The sequence below is a fragment of the Streptomyces sp. NPDC017202 genome (genome assembly GCF_044331705.1).
In the GTDB taxonomy this organism is placed as follows: Bacteria; Actinomycetota; Actinomycetes; order Streptomycetales; family Streptomycetaceae; genus Streptomyces.
Map to the genome: position 1 here is coordinate 83,431 of NZ_JBIRNP010000013.1, position 18,955 is coordinate 102,385.

Genomic DNA, 18,955 nt, shown 5'->3' on the forward strand with positions numbered 1-18,955 from the left:
CGACACGGTGGCCGGCGACAGGCAAGCGGAGACGACGGTGCCCACGGAGGCACGGGAGCAGCACGCGCAGCTCGCTGAGCAGATCGAGGAGCACCGCTTCCGGTATTACGTGAAGGATGCCCCCGTCATCAGCGACGCGGAGTTCGACCGCCTGCTGCGCTCCCTGGAGGCGGTGGAGGAGCAGTACCCCGGGCTGCGCACCCCCGACTCGCCCACCCAGAAGGTCTCGGGCGCGTACGAGACGGAGTTCACCGCCGTCCAGCACCGCGAGCGCATGCTCTCGCTGGACAACGCCTTCGACGACCTGGAGCTGGCCGCCTGGGCCGAGCGCGTCCACAAGGACGTCGGCGCCTCCGTGCACCACTTCCTGTGCGAGCTGAAGGTCGACGGCCTCGCCGTCAACCTGACGTACGAGAACGGCCGGCTCACCCGCGCGGCCACCCGCGGCGACGGCCGCACGGGCGAGGACATCACGCCCAACGTGCGCACCATCGCGGACATCCCCGACCGGCTGACCGGCGACGGCGTCCCGTCCCTCGTCGAGATCCGCGGCGAGGTCTACTTCCCGATGGAGAAGTTCGAGGAGCTGAACGCCCGTCTGGTCGAGGCCGGCGACAAGCCCTTCGCCAACCCGCGCAACGCGGCGGCCGGTTCGCTGCGCCAGAAGGACCCGCGCGTCACCGCGGGCCGCCCCCTGCACATGGTGGTCCACGGCATCGGCGCCCTGGAGGGGTACGAGGGCCTCGCCCGCCTCTCCGAGGCGTACGACCTCCTCAAGTCCTGGGGGCTGCCCACCTCCCGGCACAACAAGGTGGTCGACGGCCTCGACGGCGTACGGGAGTTCATCGCGTACTACGGCGAGAACCGGCACTCCGTGGAGCACGAGATCGACGGTGTCGTCGTCAAGCTCGACGAGATCCGGCTCCAGGGGCGGCTCGGCTCCACGGCCCGCGCGCCGCGCTGGGCGATCGCCTACAAGTACGCGCCGGAGGAGGTCAACACCAAGCTCCTCAACATCCGCGTCGGGGTGGGCCGCACCGGCCGCGTCACGCCGTACGCGCAGGTCGAGCCGGTGACCGTGGCCGGTTCCGAGGTCGAGTTCGCGACCCTGCACAACCAGGACGTCGTCAAGGCCAAGGGCGTCCTCATCGGCGACACCGTGGTGCTGCGCAAGGCGGGTGACGTCATCCCGGAGATCCTCGGACCGGTCGCCGACCTGCGGGACGGCAGCGAGCGCGCGTTCGTGATGCCGTCCGAGTGCCCCGAGTGCGGCACGCCGCTGCGGCCGATGAAGGAGGCCGACGTCGACCTGCGGTGCCCCAACGCCCGCGCGTGCCCGGCCCAGTTGCGCGAGCGGCTCTTCTACCTCGCGGGCCGCAAGGCCCTGGACATCGACCACTTCGGGTACGTCGCCGCCGCGGCCCTCACCAAGCCGCTGGAGCCCGCGGAGCCGCCACTCGCCGACGAGGGCGACCTGTTCGACCTCACCATCGAGCAGTTGCTGCCGATCAAGGCCTACGTCCTCGACCAGGACAGCGGTCTGCCCAAACGGGACCCGAAGACCGGCGAGGAGAAGATCGCCACCGTCTTCGCCAACCAGCAGGGCGAGCCGAAGAAGAACGCGCTCGCCATGCTGGACACCATCGCGGCCGCCAAGGACCGCCCGCTGGCCCGCGTCCTGACCGGCCTGTCCATCCGGCACGTGGGTCCGGTCGCGGCCGAGGCGCTGGCCCGCGAGTTCCGCTCCATCGACCGCATCGAGCAGGCGACCGAGGAGGAGCTGGCCGGCACCGACGGCGTCGGCCCGATCATCGCGGCCTCCCTCAAGGAGTGGTTCGCCGAGGACTGGCACCGCGAGATCCTCCGCAAGTGGAAGGCCGCCGGCGTCCGCATGGAGGAGGAGGGGTCCGGCGAGGACGAGGGGCCGCGTCCGCTGGAGGGCCTCACCGTCGTGGTCACCGGCACCCTGGAGCACTTCACCCGGGACGGCGCCAAGGACGCCCTCCAGAGCCGTGGGGCGAAGGTGACCGGATCGGTGTCGAAGAAGACCTCGTTCGTCGTCGTGGGTGACAGCCCCGGATCGAAGTACGACAAGGCGATGCAGCTCAAGGTTCCGGTGCTGGACGAGGACGGCTTCACGGTCCTGCTCGAACAGGGGCCGGAGGCGGCCGCCGAAGTCGCCCTGCCGGTCGCCGAGTCGTGAGGACCGGCGGCCGAAGACCACCCGATCGGCGCATACCGGACGCTTACGGGTGCCGGGGGCGCATTCGGGCAACCGTCGACGACCGCTGCCCGTGGAAGCCTTCCGCGGCCTACTGTTGAGAAGTGCGCCCGCCGTGCCCCGCCGCGGCCGGGGCATCCCCCGCTCCTGACGGGCGGGGCCAAGGGTCTTCCAACGCGGGGCCCGCGCAAGGCCGTCGGGCAGCGGACCGCGTGGCGTGGGCACCGCCGGCTGTGAGAGGGACGGGAATGGAACCGACCGAGAGCGCCGCCCCGGACACGGGGCTGCCCCGGCGCCGGGTCACCGACGCCTGGTGGGGCAGCCGGTGGGTGGCGTGGTCAGAACGGCCCCCGGGCGAACCGGCCCGCGCCGGCGGCCCGCTCACCCGGACGGACCCGCGCGCCCCCGCCCCGTTCCCGCCCGGCGGCGACCCCTCCGGCGCGTACGGCGCCGACGCGGAACGGCACCCGTCCTGGCCCGCGCTTCCGGCGGCCGTCGTCGCGGCCGCCGGGTTCGCCCTGGGCGCCGCCTTCTACCGGGCCTTCACCAGCAGCCACGCGCTGTTCCCGTCCGGCACCGTCGGCTGGTCGCTGGCCGTGCTGACCGGCATCGTCGTCGGCCACCTCGTCCTGCTGGGCCGGGCCCGCTGGTGGGGCGGCACCGGCTCCGGAGCCGCCCTCACCCTCGCCGTCCTGCTGCTCTACGGCTGGCTGCCCGCCGGTCTGGTCAGCCTCACCGTCGTCGTCCTGGTCGGCATAGCCCGCCGCCACCGCTGGCGGCAGGGCATACTCCACGGCGCGGTGGACATCCTCGGCATCGGCACGGGCGCGCTGCTGCTCGCCGCGTGCGGGCCGGTGCCGTCCGTCGAGCGGCCCTGGACCCCCGACACCTGGACGCTCTCCACCGCGCCCCAGGTGGTGCTGGTCGCCGTCGCCTACCTCGCCGTCACCCGCGTCCTGCTCTGGTACCTGCACACGCCCCGCGCCGGCAGTCTGCCCACCGTCGCCCGTACGGCCCTGCTCAGACAGGGCCTGGCCGCCGTCGCCCTGCTGGGCATAGCCCCGCTGGTGTGCGTCGTCGCCGTGGCCCAGCCGATCCTGCTGCCGCTGTTCGCCATCCCGCTCATCGCCCTCGACTCCACGCTGTGGATGGCCCGCGCCCGCGCCGAGGAGCAGTTGCGCGACCCGCTCACCGGACTGCCCAACCGGCAGTGGCTCGGGGAGCGGATCTGGACCGCCCTCGACGACGCCGAACGCATCGGCGCCCGCGCGGCACTCATGCTGATCGACCTCGACCGGTTCCGGTCGGTCAACGACACGCTCGGCCATCTCGCCGGGGACCGGCTGCTGCTCCAGATCGCCGACCGGCTCCGGCTGGCCCTCCCGCGCGGGGCCGAGGTGGCGCGGCTCGGCGGCGACGAGTTCGCCGTCTTACTGCCCGTCGCCGACTCCACGACCTCCGCGACCCGCGTCGCCCGCGGACTCGTCGCCGACCTCGGCTCACCGCTCGACCTCGACGGGCTCACCCTCGTCCTGGAGGCCAGCGCCGGAGTCGCCGTCTTCCCCGACCACGCACTCGACGCGGAAGGGCTGCTGCGGCGCGCGGACGTGGCGATGTACCAGGCCAAGCGGGACCGTACGGGCGTCGAGGTCTACGAGTCCAAGCGCGACTCCAACACACCCGACCGGCTCGGTCTGCTGGGGGACCTGCGCCGCGCGCTCGACGCGCACGAGGTCCAGCTCCACTACCAGCCCAAGGTCCGCTTCGACGGACAGGTCGCCGGGCTCGAGGCGCTGGTGCGGTGGGTCCACCCCGAGCGGGGGAAGGTGCCGCCGGACGAGTTCATCGCGATCGCCGAGTCCTCCGGGCTGATGCCCCACCTCACCGAGTACGTGCTGGACACGGCCCTCGCCCAGGTCGCCCGGTGGCGCGCCGAGGGCCTGCACGTGCCCGTCGCGGTCAACGTCTCCCCGCGCGACGTGCACACCCCCGGATTCGCCGGCTCGGTCGCGGCGCGGCTCGCGCGGCACGGGGTGCCCGCGGCGGCGCTCCAGCTCGAGATCACGGAACACGTCCTCCTGGAGGACCCGCAGCGCGCCGCCGACACCCTCAACGCGCTCACCGGACACGGCGTGAAGATGTCCCTCGACGACTTCGGCACCGGCTACTCCTCGCTGGTCCACCTGCGGCGCCTGCCGGTGAGCGAGCTGAAGATCGACCGGTCCTTCGTGGCCCGGCTGGCGGTGGACACCGAGGACGCGGAGATCGTGCGTTGCACGGTCGACCTCGCGCATTCCCTCGGGCTGCTCGTGGTCGCGGAGGGCGTCGAGGACGACGAGACGTGGGAGCGGCTGCGCGACCTCGGCTGCGACGCCGTGCAGGGGTGGCTGGTCGCGGCGGCGATGCCGCCGGAGGAGACCACGGCGTGGCTGCGGGCCCGCGGGTCGCGGGGCTGGCAGCGGCCCGCGGCGGCGGCGCTGCCCGCGGCGTCCGAGGACTGACCTCGCCCGCACGCCCGTCCGGCCGGTCCGGGGGTGGCCCCCTCCGGTGACGGCCCGGCCCGCCGCGGGCCGGGGCCTCAGGCCGTGCCCGCCGCGAAGTGGTCGATCAGCAGCTTGAGCCTCTGGTCGTGGGCCCCCTCCGGGAGGCGGCCGCTGCGCATCAGGGTGGCGAGGCCGTGGAGGCCGGCCCAGTAGGTCTCCGTGAGGAGGCCGGGGTCCTCGCCGGGGGCCGCCACCGGGCGCACGGCCGCCAGCAGTTCGCCGAAGGCCTCCTGCAGGGCCGCCGGGGCCTCGGGGGTGGCGAACGGAAGGGCGACCGCGTGCGTGAACATCACGTCGTAGAGCGCGGGGCGGCGGCGCGCGAAGTCGGTGTACGCCGTTCCGACGGCCGTGAGGGACTCCCGGGCGCCGGTCACGCCCGACCGCGCCGCCCGCATCTCCCGCGCCAGCTCCGCGCAGCCGTCCACCGCGACCGCCGCCATGATCGCGTCCTTGCCCTTGAAGTGGCTGTAGAGGACCGGCTGGCTGTACTCGATCTCGGCCGCGAGCCGACGGGTGGTGACCGCGTCCCAGCCCTCGGCCTCCGCCAGTTCGCGCGCGGCCGTGACGATCAGCCGTTCGCGCTCCGCTCGTTCGCGCTCCCGGCGCGTCTGGATCGACATGCCCCGGATTCTAGCAGCGCTAGCCATTCTTTCGGCGCTCTGCTAGCTTCGCTCCAGTTGCTAGCGCCGCTAGCGAAACGGGAGGGATCCGTCATGACCGTCACCGCCTACACCCTGGCCGTCGTCCTCGACCTGTTCATCGTGTTCATCGGAGCCCGCTTCCTGCTCCGGCCCCGACCCTCCGCCGCCGGCTACGGCGTCCCGGCCGAACCCGGCGGCGACGCCGGCGCCTACCTCACCGTCAAGGGCCTGCGCGACGGCACCCTCGGCGTCCTCGGCCTCGCCCTGCTGGTCTTCGTCGGCGCCCGCGCCGAGGCCTGGTTCATGCTGTGCGCGGCGGTCATCCCGCTCGTCGACACGCTGATAGTGCTGCGCCACGGCGGAACGAAGGCCGTGGCCTTCGGCGTCCACTTCGCCACCGCCGTGGTCGTGCTGGTCAGCGCCGGCCTGCTGTTCGCCGTCTGACGAACGCGCGGGGACCGCGGGGGCCCGACGACGGGGCGCACCCGCCTCCGGGGCGTTCGCCGAGGACCGCGCCGAGGGCCGCCCGGCGAACCGTTTACCGGGGACGCGCCGCCGACCCATAGGATTGGGGCCCAAAGCACACTCACTCACCCCAGAGGAACGCTGCATGCCTGGCATCACGCGCGAGGAGGTCGCCCACCTCGCCCGGCTGGCGCGTCTGGAGCTGAAGCCCGAAGAGCTCGACCACTTCGCGGGACAGCTGGACGACATCATCGGCGCGGTCGCCCGCGTCAGCGAGGTCGCCGACCAAGACGTACCGCCGACCTCGCACCCGCTCCCGCTGACCAATGTCATGCGCGCGGACGAGGTCCGTCCGTCGCTCACCCCCGAGCAGGCGCTCTCCGGCGCCCCGGCCCAGGAGCAGCAGCGTTTCAAGGTGCCGCAGATCCTGGGGGAGGACTAACCGCAATGACGGCCAAAAACATCGAATACTGCATCAAGCTCACCGCGGCCGAGATCGCCGCGAGGATCGCCTCCGGTGACCTCACGGCCGTCGAGGTCACCGAGGCCCACCTGGCCCGCATCGAGGCCGTCGACGAGAAGGTGCACGCCTTCCTGCACGTCGACCGCGAGGGCGCGCTGGCCCAGGCCCGCGCCGTCGACGAGAAGCGGGCCCGCGGCGAGAAGCTCGGCCCGCTCGCCGGCGTCCCCCTGGCGCTCAAGGACATCTTCACCACCGAGGGCATCCCGACGACCGTCGGCTCGAAGATCCTCGAGGGCTGGATCCCGCCGTACGACGCGACGCTCACCAAGCGGCTGAAGGCCGCCGACGTGGTGATCCTCGGCAAGACCAACATGGACGAGTTCGCCATGGGGTCCTCGACCGAGAACAGCGCGTTCGGCCCCACCGGCAACCCCTGGGACCTCACCCGCATCCCCGGCGGCTCCGGCGGCGGTTCCTCCGCCGCCCTCGCCTCCTACGAGGCCCCCCTCGCCATCGGCACCGACACCGGCGGCTCCATCCGCCAGCCGGCCGCCGTCACCGGCACGGTCGGCGTGAAGCCGACGTACGGCGCGGTGTCCCGCTACGGCATGGTCGCCTTCTCCTCCTCCCTCGACCAGGGCGGCCCCTGCGCCCGCACGGTCCTGGACGCGGCCCTGCTGCACGAGGTGATCGCCGGGCACGACCCGCTGGACTCGACGTCGATCGACGCGCCCGTCCCGCCGGTCGTCGAGGCCGCCCGCAACGGCAGCGTGGCGGGCATGCGCGTCGGTGTCGTCAAGCAGTTCCGCGGCGAGGGCTACCAGGCCGGCGTCATCCAGCGGTTCGACGAGTCCGTCGCCCTGCTGAAGGAACTGGGCGCCGAGATCGTCGAGCTGGACTGCCCGTCCTTCGACCTGGCGCTGTCGGCGTACTACCTGATCGCGCCCTCCGAGTGCTCCTCCAACCTCGCCCGCTTCGACGGCCTGCGCTACGGCGTCCGCACCGGCGACGACGGCACGCGCTCCGCCGAGGACGTGACCTCCCTCACCCGTGAGGCGGGCTTCGGCCCCGAGGTCAAGCGCCGCATCATGCTCGGCACCTACGCCCTGTCGAGCGGCTACTACGACGCCTACTACGGCTCCGCCCAGAAGGTCCGCACGCTCATCACGCGCGACTTCGAGAAGGCCTTCGAGCAGGTCGACGTGATCGTCTCGCCGACCACGCCCACCACCGCCTTCCCGATCGGCGAGCGCGCCGACGACCCGATGGCGATGTACCTGGCCGACCTGTGCACCATCCCCACCAACCTGGCGGGCAACGCGGCCATGTCGCTGCCCTGCGGTCTCGCCCCCGAGGACAACCTCCCCGTCGGCCTCCAGATCATCGCCCCGGCGCTGAAGGACGACAGGCTGTACAAGGTCGGCGCCGCCGTCGAGGCCGCCTTCGTGGAAAAGTGGGGGCACCCGCTGCTCGAGGAGGCTCCGTCGCTGTGAGCAAGACCCTGTCCAAGGCCAAGGGCTTCAAGAAGTCCAAGTCCGGTCTCTACGTGTCGATGGCCACGTCGGCCTTCGGCGCGATCGGCGTCGTCAAGCAGATCAGGAAGGCCCGGACCGACAGCGACACGCTGCGGTTGCTGGACGCCGTCGTGACCGGCGCGGCGGTCGTCACCAACCTGGCCATTCTCTACCGCGAGCTGAAGCGGCTGGGCGACGACGACGTCCTGCTGGGCTGAGAGGGAAGTTTCACCGTGACCACCACGACCGACCTGGTGTCGTACGAGGACGCACTGGCGTCGTACGACCCCGTCATGGGCCTCGAGGTCCACGTCGAACTCGGCACCAAGACCAAGATGTTCTGCGGCTGTTCGACCGAGCTGGGTGCCGAGCCCAACTCGCAGACCTGCCCGGTCTGCCTCGGCCTGCCCGGCGCGCTCCCCGTCGTCAACGCGACCGGCGTCGAGTCCGCGATCAAGATCGGTCTCGCGCTGAACTGCGAGATCGCCGAGTGGTGCCGTTTCGCCCGGAAGAACTACTTCTATCCGGACATGCCGAAGAACTTCCAGACCTCCCAGTACGACGAGCCGATCGCCTTCAACGGCTACCTCGACGTGCAGCTGGAGGACGGCGAGACCTTCCGGGTGGAGATCGAGCGCGCCCACATGGAGGAGGACACCGGCAAGTCGACCCACGTGGGCGGCGCGACCGGCCGCATCCACGGCGCCTCCCACTCCCTGCTGGACTACAACCGCGCCGGCATCCCGCTCATCGAGATCGTCACCAAGCCGATCGAGGGCGCCGGGGAGCGTGCCCCCGAGGTGGCCAAGGCCTACGTCCGTGAGCTGCGCGAGGTCATCAAGGCGCTCGGCGTCTCCGAGGCCCGCATGGAGATGGGCCAGATGCGCTGCGACGTGAACCTGTCGCTGCGCCCGCACGGCACCGAGAAGTTCGGCACCCGCTCGGAGACGAAGAACGTCAACTCGCTGCGGTCCGTGGAGCGCGCGGCCCGCTTCGAGATCCAGCGGCACGCCGCCGTACTGGGCGGCGGCGGGACGATCATCCAGGAGACCCGGCACTTCCACGAGGACACCGGGTCGACGACCTCGGGCCGCGTGAAGGAGGAGGCCGAGGACTACCGGTACTTCCCCGAGCCGGACCTGGTGCCGGTGGCCCCCTCGCGCGAGTGGGTCGAGGAGATCCGCGCCGGTCTGCCCGAACTGCCGCTGGTCCGCCGCAACCGCCTGGTGGCGGAGTGGGGCATCTCGGCCACGGACATGCAGGCCATCCTCAACGCCGGCGCGCTGGACCTGATCGTCGCCACCATCGACGCCGGTGCCGACGCCGCCTCCGCCCGCAAGTGGTGGATGGGCGAACTGGCCCGCAGCGCCAACGAGTCCGGCACGGCGCTGGACGAACTGGCCATCACGCCCGAGCAGGTCGCCCGCGTCGCCGAACTGGTGAGCAAGGGCGACCTGAACGACAAGCTGGCCCGTCAGGTCATCGAGGGCGTCCTCGCGGGCGAGGGCACCCCGGACGAGGTCGTCGACCGGCGCGGGCTGAAGGTCGTCTCCGACGACTCGGCGCTCGGCACGGCGGTCGACGAGGCCATCGCCGGCAACCCGGGCGTCGCCGACAAGATCCGCGGCGGGAAGGTGGCCGCGGCCGGTGCCCTGGTCGGCGCGGTCATGAAGGCCACGCGCGGCCAGGCCGACGCGGCCCGCGTCAAGGAGCTGATCCTGGAGAAGCTGGGCGTCAGCGAGGGCTGAGCCCGGACCCCGGACCCCGAGGGGGATGCGCCGACCTGGGCGCATCCCCCTTCTCCGTCTCCCGGGCCGAGGCGCTACGCTCGCCCGCCATGAGTGGACGTACCGACTCCGACACCCAGGACGGCATACGGACCGGCGCGACCGAGGCGCACGACACGGACGACATGCCCCGTCCCGACCCGCTCGCCGAGGACACCGGCGCGGACGACCCCGACGCCCGGGAGCGCGACGACGGGGAGCACGACGACGAGTACGCCGGTGAGGACGCCCGGCGGGCCCGCTGGACGGCGGCCGGCACCGGCGCCCTGCTCACCCTCGCCGGGTTCGCCGCGGCCCTCCTGCGCCTCACCGGCTCCGCCCCGGTCCTGGTGCCCGCCGCCTACGCCCTGGGCGCCGCCGTGTGCGCGCTCGCCGCGCTGCTGGGCTCCCGCGGCCGCACCCGGCGCGCGCTGTGGCTGCTGATCGTCGGGGTGATGGTGATGGCCGTCGGCGACCAGTCGGACTGACGGGGCGCGGGGCCGATCCGCCCGGCCGGACCCCGCCGGACGGCGGGCGTCCACCGGAGCGCGCCGACACCTTCCCGTGATATTTCTCGCTTTGCTGTGAATAAGCCCACGAACCGATCAAACGATCATTCAGGCCTGCCAGAGTGACCCTGATTTGCTCATGCGTTCTTTGCGGGCTGTTCCTTTCGTGTGCGGATGTTCCCGGTCAAAGATCCCCATAGTCCCCGGGAGCACGTTTCGTGGCAGCCCTTGCACAATGGTGTGTCCGGCATCGCCTCCTCGCGGTCCTGCTCTGGCTCCTCGCCCTCGGCGGGACGGCCGGCGCCGCCGTGACCGCGGGATCGTCGTACTCCAACGACTACGACGTCCCCGGCACCGAGTCCGGCCGGGCCGCCCGGCTGCTCGCGGAGGGTTTCCCCGGCCTCGGCGGTGACAGCGACACCGTCGTCTGGCACACCGACTCGGGCACCGTCCGCGCCGCCGCCGTCGAACAGACCATGACCCGCACCCTCGCGAGGATCGCGGACCTCCCCGGCGTCGCCTCCGTCAGCGGCCCCTACGACGATCAGGGCGCCGACCGGATCAGCGGCGACGGCCGCACGGCGTACGCCACCGTCACCTTCGAGGACGGCGCCGAGAACATCGACCGGGGCGAGGCGCGGGCCGTCGTCGACACCGCCGCGGCCGCGCGGACGGAGGGGCTCCGGGTGGAGCTGGGCGGCAGCGCCGTCGCGCTCACCGAGTCCTCCGGCGGGCACCTCGCCGAGGTCGTCGGCGTGGCCGTGGCCGCCGTCGTGCTGTTCCTCGCCTTCGGCTCGCTCGCCGCCTCGCTGCTGCCCATCGCCACCGCCCTGGTCGGCGTCGGCACCGCCTACGCGGGGATCGTGCTGCTGGGGCACGCCATGACCGTCGCCGACTTCGCGCCCATGCTGGGCATGCTCGTCGGCCTCGGGGTCGGCATCGACTACGCGCTGTTCATCGTGACCCGGCACCGGCGCGGCCTCAAACGCGGGCTGCCGGTCGCCGAGGCCGCCGTCAACGCCGTCGCCACCACCGGACGGGCCGTCGTCTTCGCGGGCGCGACCGTGTGCATCGCGCTGCTCGGCATGCTGGTCCTGCGCCTGGACTTCCTCAACGGCGTGGCGATCGCCGCCTCCCTGACCGTCGTCCTGACGGTCGCCGCCTCCGTCACCCTGCTGCCCGCCCTGCTGTCCCTCATCGGCCCGCGCGCCCTCAGCCGCCGCGAACGCCGCCGCCTCGCCGACCACGGGCCCCAGCCCGAGCTGCCGGCCGGCTTCGCCGCCCGCTGGTCGGCGTTCGTGGAGCGCCGGCCCAAGCTGCTCGGCGCGCTGGCCCTCACCGTGATCGCCGGGCTCGCCCTGCCCACGCTCTCCCTCCGCCTCGGCACCTCCGACCAGGGGAACCGCCCCGAGTCCACCACCACCCGCCAGGCCTACGACCTCCTCTCCGAAGGCTTCGGGCCCGGCGTCAACGGCCCGCTCACCCTGGTCACCCGCGTCGGCGGCGCCGAGGACCGGCTCGCCCTGGACAACCTCGACGCCACCCTGCGCGGCACCGAGGGCGTGGCCGCGGTGACCCCGGTGACCTACGGGGCGGGCGGGAACACCGCGTACCTCACCGTCGTACCGGAGTCCTCGCCGCAGTCGGGGCGGACCAGCGACCTCGTCGACCTGCTGCGCGGCGAGGTGCTGCCGCGGGCCGAGGCGGGCACCTCCCTCGACGTGCAGGTGGGCGGGGTGACCGCCGGCTACGACGACTTCGCCGAGGTCATCGTCGGCAAGCTGCCGCTGTTCGTCGGTGCCGTCGTCGGCCTCGGCTGCCTGCTGCTCCTGCTCGCCTTCCGCTCCGTGGGCATCCCGGTCAAGGCCGCCGTGATGAACGTGGCCGCCGTCGCCGCCGCCTTCGGCGTCGTCGTCATGGTCTTCCAGTGGGGCTGGGGGAGTGAGGCGCTGGGCCTGGGCCGGGCCGGGCCGATCGAGCCCTTCCTTCCCGTGATCATGGTCTCGGTCCTCTTCGGACTCTCCATGGACTACCAGGTCTTCCTGGTCAGCCGGATGTACGAGGAGTGGCTGGAGACCGGCGACAACCGGCGGGCCGTGCGCGTCGGACTCGCCGAGACCAGCCGGGTGATCAACTCCGCCGCGGTCATCATGATCTCCGTCTTCCTCGCCTTCGTCCTCAGCGGCGACCGGGTGATCGCCATGTTCGGCATCGCGCTGGCCGCCGCCGTCGCCCTCGACGCGTTCGTCCTGCGCACCCTCCTCGTGCCCGCGCTGATGCACCTGTTCGGCAGCGCCAACTGGTGGCTGCCCCGCTGGCTCGACCGGCGGCTGCCGCGGATCAGCATCGAGCCTCCCGAATGCCGGGCCGCCCATGAGAGGCTCACCGGGGTCGTGGCGGAACGGGAGAGGGAGCGACAGCCGGATGTACGCGATACCGCTGGGTGACGGTGCCGAACTGCGGCCCCTGGAGCCCTGGCACGACGAGGAGTTCCTGACGCACCTGGAGCGCGGGCGGGAGTTCATCAACCAGTACATCCCGTTCGCCGCCAAGGCCACCGACGTGCCCGGGGCGCGCGAGGTGCTCCAGCGGTACGCCGACATGCGCGCCGCCGACACCGGTGCGCTGCACGGCATCTGGCTGGCGGGCGAACTGGTCGGCGGCGTGCTCTTCCTGAACTTCGACGCCGGGCAGGCCAACTGCGAGGTCGGCTGCTGGCTCGAGCCCGCCGGAACCGGGCGCGGCCTCGTCACGCGGGCGATGCGGGTGCTCATCGACCACGCCGTCGGACAGCGCGGCATCCACCGCGTCGAGTGGGTCGCCTCCGCGGGCAACGTGCCCAGCCTCAACGTCGCCCGGCGGCTCGGATTCACCCGCGACGGCGTGCGCCGCGAGGCCTTCCCCTACCGCGGGGTGCGCCACGACCTGGAAGTGTGGTCCGTGCTGGCTCCCGAATGGCGTTCCGCACGCGCGCGTGCCGCTCACAGCGATCGTTGAGGAACCTCTCAGAAAGCGTCCGTACGGTGCGGGACATGGGAACCAGGACAGTGGACGAGACCGGTACCGGCACGGGCGCCGAGGCCGCCGGGGCGAAGCGCGACGAGGAGACGGTGGACGTCACCGGGACCGACGCGAAGGACGGGGCGACGCCGGCCTCCGGGCCCGCCGACGGCGTGCGTGACGGCGACGACACCGACGGCGATGACGGGGGCGGCGATGACGGGGGCGGCGATGCCCGCCAGGAGAGCGAGGACGGCGACGTCGTCGAGGAGGGCCGCCCGGCCGTCGGCCTGGGCGCCGGCGCCGTCGTCTCCGCCGCGCTCGGCCTGGTGTCGCTCAGCGGCGGCTGGATCGGGACCGTCGCCTCCGCGCGCCAGACCCTGGTCGGCCAGCTGGAGACGTCGTCGACCGCGAGCGTCGCCCACCAGATCCAGGCCGTCTACGGCGACGCCTGGCGGACCACCGCCCTGTGGGCCGGCCTGTTCGCGCTGGCCGCCCTCGTCACCGGCGTCGTGGTGCTGGCCCGGCCCGCCTTCGGCGCTCCCGGCAGGGTGCGGGCCCCCTGGATCAAGTCCGTCGCCTGGGCGGGCGTCACCCTGGGCGTGATCGGCCTGCTCCTGGCCGTCCTCAAGTACACCGACGCCCTGCTCGGACTGCCGTCCGCCGGTTGAGCCGGGACGGTTCACGAGGGGTCCCAGGACGGCCGGTAAGCACCTTACGGCCGTACCGGGGGCCCCTCCCGCGCGTCTAAGGCCCCGCCCGGACCCGAAGATGCGGAACTCTCCCGATGCGGCGGACCCCCCTGGGAGACGAAGGTCGAGGCATCGAGAGCGTCGCGGCGAGCGGCGCCGGATCCACCGACCTCCAGGGGACGTCCACCATGTACGAGTACGAACTCCAGCAGGCCCGCTCCGCCGAACTGCTCCGCCGCGCCGCGGACGAGCGGCTGGCCCGCGAGGTCGTCCGCGGCCGCCGCGCCGCCCGCCGGGAGGCCGCGGAGCAGGCCGCCCGCACCACGACCCCGGAGAGCGAACCGCATACCCACCGCCCCCGCCGGCCGCGGTCCGCCCGGACCGCGTGAACACCGGGGCACGGCAGGGCGGCCGCACGGGGGTCGGCCGCCCTCCCAGGCCCACGACCGGGCCGGTGACGACGGTCGCAGGGCCGGCGAGGACCACCTCGCCGGCGCCGACGGCGGCGCTGCCGGCCGCGACCGCGCCGACATCCGCATTGCCGACCGAGACCGCGCCGCCGATAACGACTGGGCCCCCCTCGCACCGTCGTGCGATGCTCGCCCCCGTGGAGAACAGGTCCGTCAGCCCCGTGTTCGTCGGCCGCACCGACGAGTTGGACACCTTGAACGAGGCGCTCGACCGTGCCGCCGCGGGGGAGCCGCAGGCCCTGCTGATCGGCGGCGAGGCCGGGGTCGGCAAGACCCGGCTCGTCGAGGAGTTCGCCACCGCCGCCGACCGCGGGGGAGCCGTCGTCGCGCTGGGCGGCTGTGTCGAGATCGGCGCCGACGGGCTGCCCTTCGCCCCGTTCTCCACCGCGCTGCGCGCCCTGCGCCGGGCCCTGCCGGACGACCTGGCCGCCGCCGCGGCCGGCCAGGAGGGGGAACTCGCCCGGCTGCTGCCCGAGGTGGGGGAGACGGGCGGAGGCCGGCACGACGAGGAGAGCATGGCCCGCCTCTTCGAACTCACCGCCCGTCTCCTGGAGCGCGTCGCCGCCGACCGCACCGTCGTGGTGGCCCTGGAGGACCTGCACTGGGCCGACGCCTCCACCCGCCACCTCCTCTCCTACCTGCTGCGGACCCTGCGCACCGGCCGCCTCGTCGTCCTCGCCACCTACCGCTCCGACGACATCCACCGCCGCCACCCGCTGCGCCCCCTGCTCGCCGAACTCGACCGGCTGCGCACCGTCCGCCGCCTCGAACTCGCCCGCCTCACCCGCGAGGAGGTCGCCCGCCAGATCGCCGGCATCCTCGCCGCCGAACCCGATCCCGCCCAGGTCGACGCCATCTTCGAACGCTCCGACGGCAACGCCTTCTTCGTCGAGGAACTCGCCGTCGCCGCCCACGAGGGCTGCTGCACCGGCCTCACCGACACCCTGCGCGACCTGCTCCTGGTCCGCGTCGAGGCGCTGCCGGACAGCGCCCAGAAGGTCGCCCGCGTCGTCGCCGAGGGCGGCTCCACCGTCGAGTACCGGCTGCTCGCCGCCGTCGCCCGGCTCGCCGAGGACGACCTCATCGAGGCCCTGCGCGCCGCCGTCGGCGCCAACCTCCTGCTCGCCGCCCCCGGCGGCGACGGCTACCGCTTCCGCCACTCCCTGGTCCGCGAGGCCGTCGGCGACGACCTGCTGCCCGGCGAACGCTCCCGCCTCAACCGCCGCTACGCCGAAGCCCTGGAGGCCGATCCGACGCTGGTGCCCGCCGACGAACGCGTCACCCGCCTGGCCAGCTACTGGTACCACGCCCACGACCCCGCCAAGGCCCTCCCCGCCGTCCTCGACGCCTCCGTCACCGCCCGCTCCCGCCACGCCTACAGCGAGCAACTGCGGCTCCTGGAACGCGCGATGGAACTCTGGGACGCCGCCCCCGAGGACGTACGGAACCGGCTGCGCCCCCTCGACCACGCCGAGGCCTATCCCGCCTGCGGCTGCGATCCCGACACCACCCCGCTGCGCTACCTCGACCTCATGGCCGAGGCCGCCGTCGCCGGCCGCCTGTGCGGGGAACGCGAACGCGCCCTGAAGATCACCAAGCGGGCGCTGCGCCTCCTGGCGGACGAGGACGACCCGCTGCGCACGGCCTGGTTCTGGGTGCAGCGCTCCCGGCTGACGCGCTCGCTGGGCCGTGGCAGCGGCCGCGAGGAGCTGACCACCGCACAGGACCTGGTGCGCGGCCTGCCGCCCAGCGAGGTGCACGCCGAGGTGCTCACCCACGTCGCCAACTGGACCATGCTGCACGCCCCTGGACCCGACGCCTACGCCGCCGCCGAGCACGCCGTGGAGTACGCCCGCATGGTCGGCGTCCGCGAGATCGAACTCGACGCCCGCCAGATCCTCGGCGTCCTCATGGTCGACGCCGGCCACGTCGAGACCGGCCTCACGGAGCTGTACGACGTCAAGGGCCGGGCGCTCGCGGAGGACATCCCGTCCGTCGCGCTGAACGCCTACGTCAACCTCCCCTCCGAACTCGAAGCGGTCGGCCGCTCCGGCGAGGCCCTGCCGATCCTGGAAGAGGGCGTCGCCTACGCGCGACGGCACGGACTGTCCGAGACGGAGGCCTGGATCTGGGGCAACCTCGCCGAGTCCCTGCTGTCGCTCGGCCGCTGGGACGAGGCGGACCGCGCCTGCGCCACCGTCGCACGCATCGGCCAAGGCGTGGGCATCCGGGGCGGCCACGCCTCCCTGCGGGCCGAACTCGCCCTGCACCGCGGCGACCACACCGAGGCCGGACGCCAACTGGCCATGGCGCAGGGGTTCTTCGGTTCCCACGGCCGCGCGCCGCAGCACGACCTCCCCCTCACCCGCCTCGCCATCGCCCTCGCCGCCGCCGAGGGCCGCCTCCCCGACGCCCGCGCCCACCTCACCCGTGCCCTCGACCAGGGCTTCCCGCCCGGCGCCCAGCGGTACGCCTGGCCCCTCCTCCTCACCGCGACCGCCGCCGAGGGCGACGCCCGCGGCCTGCCCGCCGCCGAACCGGGCCGCGCCGAACTCCTCGCACGCGTCCGGGAGGCCGCGAAGAGGATCGTCGCCGTCGTCCCCGTCTGGCGGGCCCACGAACTCTGGCTGCGCGCCGAGCTGCTGCGCGCCGAGGGCCGCGGCGGCCCGCAGGACTGGGCGGCGGCGGTCGCCGCCTTCGAGACGATGGAGCGCCCCTACGACCTCGCCCGCACCCGGTACCGCCTGGCCGAGGCCCTGCTGACCGAGGGCGGTGAGGACGAGCGCGACCGCGCCGCCGAGCTGCTCCGCCTCGCCCACACCGTCGCCGCCCACCTCGGCGCCCGTCCGCTCGGCGACGCCGTCGGCCGGCTCGGCCGGCGCGCCCGGCTGCCCCTCACCCCCGGTCCCCGCCGGGCCCCGGCCGCCACCGACCCCGTCGAGGCCCTCGGCCTCACCGGCCGGGAGCGCGACGTCCTGCGCCTGGTCTCGGCCGGCCGCACCAACCGCCAGATCGCCGAGGCGCTCTTCATCTCCCCGAAGACGGCGAGCGTGCACGTCTCCAACATCCTGGCCAAACTCGGCGTCTCCGGACGGGGCGAGGCGGCGGCGCTGGCCCACCGGCTGGAACTCTTTCCGGCCGACGCCCTCCAGGCGCCACCCGCGCGGTGAGGCGTACGCCGGCGGGAAGCGGCAGGGGAGGCGCCGTGTTCACCATGTTCGACGAACTGTTCGCACCCGGCCGGGGGCACACCCGCGACGAGCAGAACCGCCTGGAGCCGACCAGGGAGGACGTCGGCGACGCCGGCCCCGGACACGGTCCGACAGACCTCGCGTCCGAAAAGGCCGTCGTACGACCGCCCGATCCCGCGGACGGGGCGGACGCGGCCCCGCCGGAGCAGCCCCGCGCCTGAGAACGAGGCCCCCCGGGGGGCGTACGCCTCAGCTCACCTCCAGCTCCAGGATCCGGTCGTCGCCCTTCTTCGGCGTGCCCCGGCCGTCGGTGTTGCTGGTCGTCACCCACAGCTTGTCGCCGCCCGCCGCCACCACGGTCCGCAGCCTGCCGTACTCACCCTCCAGGAACGCCTGCGGGGCGGCCGACGCCGCCGTGCCCCTCAGCGGGACGCGCCACAGGCGCTGCCCCCGCAGACCCGCCAGCCACATCGAGCCCTCGGCGTAGGCCACACCGCTGGGCGAGGCGTCGTCGGTGCTCCACTGGGCCACCGGATCGCGGTACCTCGCGTCGCCGGCCCTGCCCTCGGCCTCCGGCCAGCCGTAGTTGCCGCCCGGCACGATCGCGTTCAGCTCGTCCCAGGTGTTCTGGCCGAACTCGGCCGCGAACAGGCGCTGCCCGGCGTCCCACGCGAGACCCTGCACATTGCGGTGGCCGTACGAGTACACCGGGGAGTCGGGGAAGGGGTTGCCCGCGGCCGGCTCGCCCTCCGGGGTCAGCCGCAGGATCTTGCCGCCCAGGGAGCCCTTGTCCTGCGACAGACCCTGCTGTCCGCTCTCGCCGGTGCCCACGTACAGCATCCGGTCCGGGCCGAAGGCGATGCGCCCGCCGTTGTGGATCATGCCCTTGGGGATGCCCCGGAAGACCGTGTCCGGCGCGCCCAGCTGGTCGCCGGCGGGCCGGTCGGCGTCGTACAGCATGCGCACGACGCGGTTGTCGGACGCCGAGGTGAAGTAGGCGTAGACCATGTGGTCCGAGGCGTAGTCCGGGGAGAGGGCGATGCCGAGCAGGCCGCCCTCACCGGCCGCCGAGACGCCCGGCACCTCGCCCAGCTCGGTCTTCCCGCCGCTGTCCGTGTCGACCAGGGTGATCGTCGCCCGGTCGCGGGAGGCCACCAGCAGGCCGCCCTCGGGGAGCGGCGCGAGGCCCCAGGGGGTGTCGAGCCCCTCGGCGACGGTACGCACCACCTCGGCCGTGCCCTTCGCGGGCGGGGTCTCCTCGGCCGCCGGTGAGGAGCCCGCGGCCGTGGGGCTGGCCGACGGGCTCGGGGCGGCCCCCGGGGACCCTCCGTCGTCCGAGGAGCAGCCCGCCGTCAGCAGGAGCACACTCGCGGCCAGTACGGCCGTCACTGCGCGACGTTGCACGATCTTGGTCCCTTCGACACGGCGGTCCAGCGGCAGGTTCTCCTTGTCATACACCGCTCACGCCCCACGGGTTCCC

General features: G+C 73.5%; 16 protein-coding genes. 14 read left to right on the forward strand and 2 right to left on the reverse strand.

What is annotated here, in order from left to right; translation table 11 throughout:
• The first annotated feature begins 7 nt into the window (after window positions 1-7).
• Entirely contained in the window at window positions 8-2,203 is a 2,196-nt protein-coding gene (ligA, locus tag ACH4N1_RS24020; protein WP_398099952.1) for an NAD-dependent DNA ligase LigA, read from the forward strand.
• Between the two features lie 266 nt (window positions 2,204-2,469).
• Complete coding sequence (locus ACH4N1_RS24025; protein ID WP_398099954.1) at window positions 2,470-4,722, forward strand: putative bifunctional diguanylate cyclase/phosphodiesterase; 2,253 nt, start codon at window positions 2,470-2,472, stop codon at window positions 4,720-4,722.
• A 77-nt stretch (window positions 4,723-4,799) separates the two neighbouring features.
• Here ACH4N1_RS24025 and ACH4N1_RS24030 read toward each other — a convergent pair whose 3' ends face one another.
• Complete coding sequence (locus ACH4N1_RS24030) at window positions 4,800-5,384, reverse strand: TetR/AcrR family transcriptional regulator (RefSeq protein WP_398099956.1); 585 nt, start codon at window positions 5,382-5,384, stop codon at window positions 4,800-4,802.
• 93 nt (window positions 5,385-5,477) lie between these two features.
• On the opposite strand from ACH4N1_RS24030, the gene ACH4N1_RS24035 reads away from it, so the two are divergent.
• The 12 genes from ACH4N1_RS24035 (at window position 5,478) to ACH4N1_RS24090 (ending at window position 17,696) form a co-directional block, all read left to right on the forward strand.
• The gene (locus tag ACH4N1_RS24035) at window positions 5,478-5,849 is read left to right on the forward strand and encodes a DUF4267 domain-containing protein (RefSeq protein ID WP_398099958.1); all 372 of its coding nucleotides are present in this window, start codon (window positions 5,478-5,480) and stop codon (window positions 5,847-5,849) included.
• 166 nt (window positions 5,850-6,015) lie between these two features.
• The gene (gene gatC, locus ACH4N1_RS24040; RefSeq protein WP_018531282.1) at window positions 6,016-6,312 is read left to right on the forward strand and encodes an Asp-tRNA(Asn)/Glu-tRNA(Gln) amidotransferase subunit GatC; all 297 of its coding nucleotides are present in this window, start codon (window positions 6,016-6,018) and stop codon (window positions 6,310-6,312) included.
• A 5-nt stretch (window positions 6,313-6,317) separates the two neighbouring features.
• On the forward strand, window positions 6,318-7,826 hold the full coding sequence (gene gatA / locus ACH4N1_RS24045; RefSeq protein ID WP_398099960.1) for an Asp-tRNA(Asn)/Glu-tRNA(Gln) amidotransferase subunit GatA: 1,509 nt from the start codon (window positions 6,318-6,320) through the stop codon (window positions 7,824-7,826).
• Window positions 7,823-8,065: a hypothetical protein gene (locus tag ACH4N1_RS24050; RefSeq protein ID WP_382793859.1), complete on the forward strand. Its 243-nt coding sequence runs from the start codon at window positions 7,823-7,825 to the stop codon at window positions 8,063-8,065. The genes gatA and ACH4N1_RS24050 overlap by 4 nt, the downstream gene beginning before the upstream one ends.
• A gap of 15 nt (window positions 8,066-8,080) precedes the next feature.
• Window positions 8,081-9,595 (forward strand): Asp-tRNA(Asn)/Glu-tRNA(Gln) amidotransferase subunit GatB, encoded by a 1,515-nt coding sequence (gene gatB / locus ACH4N1_RS24055; protein WP_398099962.1) that lies wholly within the window; start codon window positions 8,081-8,083, stop codon window positions 9,593-9,595.
• 89 nt (window positions 9,596-9,684) lie between these two features.
• Window positions 9,685-10,101, forward strand: a complete 417-nt coding sequence (locus ACH4N1_RS24060; RefSeq protein WP_398099964.1) for a hypothetical protein — start codon at window positions 9,685-9,687, stop codon at window positions 10,099-10,101.
• A 239-nt stretch (window positions 10,102-10,340) separates the two neighbouring features.
• Entirely contained in the window at window positions 10,341-12,569 is a 2,229-nt protein-coding gene (locus tag ACH4N1_RS24065) for an MMPL family transporter (protein WP_398099966.1), read from the forward strand.
• Window positions 12,547-13,119: a GNAT family N-acetyltransferase gene (locus ACH4N1_RS24070; protein ID WP_398099969.1), complete on the forward strand. Its 573-nt coding sequence runs from the start codon at window positions 12,547-12,549 to the stop codon at window positions 13,117-13,119. Before ACH4N1_RS24065 ends, ACH4N1_RS24070 begins: the two co-directional genes overlap by 23 nt.
• A gap of 35 nt (window positions 13,120-13,154) precedes the next feature.
• Window positions 13,155-13,793, forward strand: a complete 639-nt coding sequence (locus tag ACH4N1_RS24075; RefSeq protein WP_398099971.1) for a hypothetical protein — start codon at window positions 13,155-13,157, stop codon at window positions 13,791-13,793.
• 209 nt (window positions 13,794-14,002) lie between these two features.
• On the forward strand, window positions 14,003-14,203 hold the full coding sequence (locus tag ACH4N1_RS24080) for a hypothetical protein (RefSeq protein WP_398100076.1): 201 nt from the start codon (window positions 14,003-14,005) through the stop codon (window positions 14,201-14,203).
• Window positions 14,204-14,409: 206 nt separating this feature from the next.
• Entirely contained in the window at window positions 14,410-17,454 is a 3,045-nt protein-coding gene (locus ACH4N1_RS24085; RefSeq protein ID WP_398099973.1) for an AAA family ATPase, read from the forward strand.
• Window positions 17,455-17,498: 44 nt separating this feature from the next.
• Window positions 17,499-17,696: a DUF6191 domain-containing protein gene (locus ACH4N1_RS24090; RefSeq protein ID WP_398100078.1), complete on the forward strand. Its 198-nt coding sequence runs from the start codon at window positions 17,499-17,501 to the stop codon at window positions 17,694-17,696.
• Between the two features lie 28 nt (window positions 17,697-17,724).
• Here ACH4N1_RS24090 and ACH4N1_RS24095 read toward each other — a convergent pair whose 3' ends face one another.
• A complete protein-coding gene (locus ACH4N1_RS24095) occupies window positions 17,725-18,864 on the reverse strand; it encodes a PQQ-dependent sugar dehydrogenase (RefSeq protein WP_398100080.1) in 1,140 nt (379 codons plus the stop codon).
• Between the last annotated feature and the right edge of the window lie 91 nt (window positions 18,865-18,955).

Coding starts and splice junctions, on each gene's coding strand:
- gatC (WP_018531282.1), top strand. CDS start 6,016: ATGCCTGGCATCACGCGCGAGGAGGTCGCCCACCTCGCCCGGCTGGCG.
- ACH4N1_RS24070 (WP_398099969.1), top strand. CDS start 12,547: ATGTACGCGATACCGCTGGGTGACGGTGCCGAACTGCGGCCCCTGGAG.
- ACH4N1_RS24090 (WP_398100078.1), top strand. CDS start 17,499: ATGTTCGACGAACTGTTCGCACCCGGCCGGGGGCACACCCGCGACGAG.
- ACH4N1_RS24060 (WP_398099964.1), top strand. CDS start 9,685: ATGAGTGGACGTACCGACTCCGACACCCAGGACGGCATACGGACCGGC.
- gatA (WP_398099960.1), top strand. CDS start 6,318: ATGACGGCCAAAAACATCGAATACTGCATCAAGCTCACCGCGGCCGAG.
- ACH4N1_RS24025 (WP_398099954.1), top strand. CDS start 2,470: ATGGAACCGACCGAGAGCGCCGCCCCGGACACGGGGCTGCCCCGGCGC.
- ACH4N1_RS24075 (WP_398099971.1), top strand. CDS start 13,155: ATGGGAACCAGGACAGTGGACGAGACCGGTACCGGCACGGGCGCCGAG.
- ACH4N1_RS24035 (WP_398099958.1), top strand. CDS start 5,478: ATGACCGTCACCGCCTACACCCTGGCCGTCGTCCTCGACCTGTTCATC.
- ACH4N1_RS24085 (WP_398099973.1), top strand. CDS start 14,410: ATGCTCGCCCCCGTGGAGAACAGGTCCGTCAGCCCCGTGTTCGTCGGC.
- ACH4N1_RS24080 (WP_398100076.1), top strand. CDS start 14,003: ATGTACGAGTACGAACTCCAGCAGGCCCGCTCCGCCGAACTGCTCCGC.
- ACH4N1_RS24030 (WP_398099956.1), bottom strand. CDS start 5,384: ATGTCGATCCAGACGCGCCGGGAGCGCGAACGAGCGGAGCGCGAACGG.